The organism is Bradyrhizobium sp. Kon58 (genome assembly GCF_055807455.1).
In genome coordinates this window covers 1-3718 of the sequence record NZ_JBVVOT010000071.1, presented here as the reverse complement: position 1 = coordinate 3718, position 3718 = coordinate 1, and the positions used below count along the sequence as shown (strand labels likewise).

The following is a 3718-nucleotide window of genomic DNA, read 5'->3' as shown; positions in this document are numbered from 1 at the left end:
ACCCAATCGGGATCGTCGAACGGCGCATCCGTGAGCGTGGCCAACATGGGCTGCAGGCGATAAGGCAGGGTCGATTTGCGGGCCATGTAGGCTCTTTCTACACGGCCGGCAGAGGCCGAAACGAGGAGGACGGAGGGCGAGCCCGCGCGGTATCACCAGGCGCGACCATCCCGCCGGCCCGTACCACACCCAGCACCCCAGATTTGAACGGAGGGCCCGTTTCCGCCGACGAGAGCACCTGTTGCTTAAGGCCGGGGTGGAAGCGGTCGATCAGAACGCAAGGCGTCCGGCGGCCGGTCAGTTCCACGATGGCCGTTGGTCCAAGCTCGATGAGCGTCCCGAGCGGCATCCGCTCAAGGTCCAGACCGGCAGTGGTGATGTTCTCGCCGAGCTCTCCCGGTCGTACCTCGAAGCCCGCGTCCGAGAGGGAGGCAAAGAGCTCGGACGGGATCAGGTGGACCTGCCGGAGATTGGGCAGGCCTGGCCGGCGTCGGGCGAGATAGCGGTGCCGGACGAATGGGCCGGCGTGGGCGTCGCCTTCGACGCCGTGGCCTTCCACCAGGACGATGCGGTCCTGGAGCGGTTTGCTGAAGTTGTGCCCCGGGTCGGCGGCGACCGCCACCACCCTTCCCTGCAGCGAGAGATCGTGCGCCTGCGGCATCAGGCCGCCCGGGCGACCGAGCGCCGCTTCTGGCGGAGGTAGCGCGTGATCTCCGGAAGGGCCATCGCGTTCAGGACCCGGTCGGCAGGGACGCCGCCCTTCCGGGCCATCTCGACGCCCCAGTGCATGTGGTCGAGCTCGGGGATCGAGTGCGCGTCCGGATTGATGCTCATCATGCAGCCGAACTCGAGGGCGGCCTGATGCCAGCGCCAATCCAGGTCGAGCCGCCAAGGGTGGGCATTGATCTCGACGACGACGTCATGCCTAGCGCATGCCCGCAACACCTTCTCGATGTCGATTTCGTAGCCCGGCCGCCGCTGCAGCTGCCGCCCGGTCATATGGCCTATGATGGTGGTGTGGGGATCGGAGATCGCACGAAGCAGGCGCTGCGTCTGCGCCTTGGGGTCGAGTTTGAATCGGCCGTGGACGCTCGCGACCACGAAGTCGAAGCGCTGCAGCACGTCGTCCGCATAGTCGAGCGAGCCGTCGGCCAGAATGTCGGACTCGATGCCTTTCAGGATCCGGAAATCCTTGCCGAAGCGCTTGTTCAACCGGTCGGCGTCCCGGTGCTGCTGCCTGATCTCTTCCTCCGAGAGGCCGCCCGCGTAGTGCGCGGACTTGGAGTGGTCGGCGACGCCGAAATACTCGAAGCCGCGCTGGCGCGTGGCCTTGGCCATCGTGTCCAAGCTCTCCGTGCCGTCGGACGCATCGGTGTGACAATGAAGGATTCCGCGCAGGTCCTTGTCGGTGACGAGCTTCGGCAACTTGCCCTTCAGGGCGAGCTCGACCTCGCCGCGGCCCTCACGGAGTTCAGGATCGATGAACGGCAGACCGAGGGCACTATAGATCTGGACCTCGTCGCCGGCGATCAGGGTGCGGCCCTTGTGCAGCCCGTCGCTCTCCAGCCGCATTCCTTTCTCCGCGGCCAAAGCCTGGAGCCTCTCGATGTGAGCGGCTGAGCCGGTGCCGAAAAGAAGGGCGGCGCCGAAGTGGTTGCGGTCGGACAAGCGGATTTGCAGTCCGTCGGTCGCCGAAGCATTCGCCGCCTTCTCGATCTTGGCAGCCTCCGCAACGATCGTGAGGTCGCCGACGAGTTCGCAGCCGCGGCGGAAGTCGCCTGCGATCGTCACGCGCTTGAGCTCCGGCCGAGCCTTGCGGAGCGAATCCTTGGCGTGCGCGAGCAGGGCGGCGGCACGGTGCAGATGGAGGCGACCTTCTCCACTTTTGGCGATGGCCAGGTTTTGCAGGATCTTGGTCTGCAGCGCGGCGCCGAGGCCTTTGGCCTTCTTGATACGGTCGTCCTTGGCGGCGGCCTCCAACTCGGCGAGCGAGGTGATGCCGAGATCCTTGTAGAGCCGCAGCACCTTCTCGGGGCGGAGGCCGGGAACGGCGAGCATCTCGAGCACGCCCTCGGGTATCTCCTTCCGGAGCTTCTCAAGGCTCGGATGAGAGCCCGTCTTGTGAAGCTTGGTGATGATGTCGGCGATCGCATCTCCGACGCCGGGAATCTCGGTGAGCCGGTCTTCGGCGATGAGCACGTCCAGAGGGACGGCAAGGGCCGCCAGGCTGTCTGCGGCCCGCGTGTAGGCTTTCGCCCTGTACGGGTTGCCGCCACGCAACGCCGTCCGCTGTGCGTATTCTCGCAGGAGACTGACGATGGTGCGTAAGTCAACGGAAGCCACTCAACGAACCTCCCGTTCCGCGCCCGGCCTCACCGGAGCAAACGCTCCTTTAGCGGGTGGGCCGTGATCGCGGCGATCGAGAGATGCCTCAAGTTTTTGCGCTGCCCGGAAGTCCTCAAGGTGCTGCGTGTTCGGGCTGTAAGCGGCCTCCTTCTTGAGGAGATTGTAAATTCGCCCCGCAACGAGCTGCAGATGCTTCATTCTGCCGCGCGGCAGCGATCGGGCTTTGCAAAGAGCCCGGACGGCGTAGGCGCGGAAGTAATCGAAGGCGTCAGACATGGTCTGGGTAAACGCCCATTCTGGCCTATAGTTCGGTCGACATAGTCAGCCCCGCTGGACCGTTATGGGCGACATTTGGCGTGCACCTATAATCGTCAGCAGGCTACAGCTCAGCGCGTGGCGAGAACAATCAAGGCAGGGGCGATGAAAGCGCGGCTGCGACCTTCGTTTGCGGCCGGGCCTGTTCGAAACGTTCGGACGTCACGTTTTGGGACTTGGCTGCGGAGTGGGAAGACCTTGGGGAGGCTGAGAAGGTGCGGGATTACTCTGCTGCTGAGGTGCTACGGCGGCGCCGCCCGCATGAGGAACGCACGTACCGATGTTGCTGAGCAGGCGTTTGGCCTGGAGATCGCGGACCTTCGAGTATTCGCGCCGTCGCTCGATATTGGCCGCGGCCCATCTGTCCCAGGCCTCGAAAGCGTCCGTATAGTGCTTTCGCATCTGCTCCTCGGCGGCGAGGCAATCGGCAAACTTGTCGAAGACCAGGTCGGTGTTAACCGGTGTCATCCCTCCCGCCAGCACAACGAGCATCCATTTCATCTTGCTTCGCCTTTCGCGCCGGGCGAATTCTCCGCTAACCCGCAGAATTCCGCTCGCTGTGGTTAGATGGCCCGACGGCTGCGACCGGCCACAAAACCATAGATGAAAAGCACGATGATGGCGCCTACCACTGCCCCCACTAGCCCCGCGCCTTGTCCTGGCCGGTACCAGCCGAGAGCCTGACCAAGATAGGTCGCAACGAACGCCCCTACTATTCCCAGGATTGTGGTCAGGATGAAGCCCGACGGCTCGTTATCGCCGGGCATGATGAACTTCGCGATGATGCCTGCGATGAAGCCAATGATGATCGTCCAAATAATGCCCATGTCTCTCTCTATCGCTGTGATTATCCCGCCGATGGAGCCGGAAGACGTCCATCAGGCGTGTATTTGTCCACGGCCGTCGGAAGCTCTCGGGACAATCGGTCGAGGATCTCCTGCTGCGACAGGCCGGTCTGCTGCTCCAGCTTTTGAAGGACGTCCGGACCGATAGCCTGCTGGAGTTCGGGCGGGGTGACTTCCCGGTTTGGCCCCTGATTGATCCAGGATTGAGCCGC

Annotated in this window: 6 protein-coding genes; all 6 read right to left on the bottom strand. The window is 63.9% G+C overall.

Translation table 11 applies throughout. From position 1 onward, the window contains the following. Positions 1 to 97: 97 nt before the first annotated feature. A complete protein-coding gene (locus tag AC0L20_RS39370; protein ID WP_473295570.1) occupies positions 98 to 661 on the bottom strand; it encodes an MOSC domain-containing protein in 564 nt (187 codons plus the stop codon). After that, positions 661 to 2343 (bottom strand): helix-hairpin-helix domain-containing protein, encoded by a 1683-nt coding sequence (locus AC0L20_RS39365; protein ID WP_473295569.1) that lies wholly within the window; start codon positions 2341 to 2343, stop codon positions 661 to 663. Before AC0L20_RS39365 ends, AC0L20_RS39370 begins: the two co-directional genes overlap by 1 nt. Continuing rightward, on the bottom strand, positions 2344 to 2622 hold the full coding sequence (locus AC0L20_RS39360; RefSeq protein ID WP_473295568.1) for a hypothetical protein: 279 nt from the start codon (positions 2620 to 2622) through the stop codon (positions 2344 to 2346). It abuts the gene before it with no gap. A gap of 201 nt (positions 2623 to 2823) precedes the next feature. Then, positions 2824 to 3162, bottom strand: coding sequence for a hypothetical protein (locus AC0L20_RS39355; RefSeq protein WP_085352469.1), 339 nt, complete (start codon positions 3160 to 3162; stop codon positions 2824 to 2826). Between the two features lie 62 nt (positions 3163 to 3224). Beyond that, complete coding sequence (locus AC0L20_RS39350) at positions 3225 to 3488, bottom strand: GlsB/YeaQ/YmgE family stress response membrane protein (RefSeq protein ID WP_007604874.1); 264 nt, start codon at positions 3486 to 3488, stop codon at positions 3225 to 3227. 20 nt (positions 3489 to 3508) lie between these two features. After that, on the bottom strand, positions 3509 to 3718 hold a 210-nt coding region (locus tag AC0L20_RS39345; RefSeq protein WP_473295567.1), incomplete at its 5' end, for a YidB family protein.

Excerpts from the sequence above, each read along its gene's own strand:
- AC0L20_RS39370 (WP_473295570.1), bottom strand. The coding sequence starts at position 661 with ATGCCGCAGGCGCACGATCTCTCGCTGCAGGGAAGGGTGGTGGCGGTC.
- AC0L20_RS39360 (WP_473295568.1), bottom strand. The coding sequence starts at position 2,622 with ATGTCTGACGCCTTCGATTACTTCCGCGCCTACGCCGTCCGGGCTCTT.
- AC0L20_RS39355 (WP_085352469.1), bottom strand. The coding sequence starts at position 3,162 with ATGAAATGGATGCTCGTTGTGCTGGCGGGAGGGATGACACCGGTTAAC.
- AC0L20_RS39350 (WP_007604874.1), bottom strand. The coding sequence starts at position 3,488 with ATGGGCATTATTTGGACGATCATCATTGGCTTCATCGCAGGCATCATC.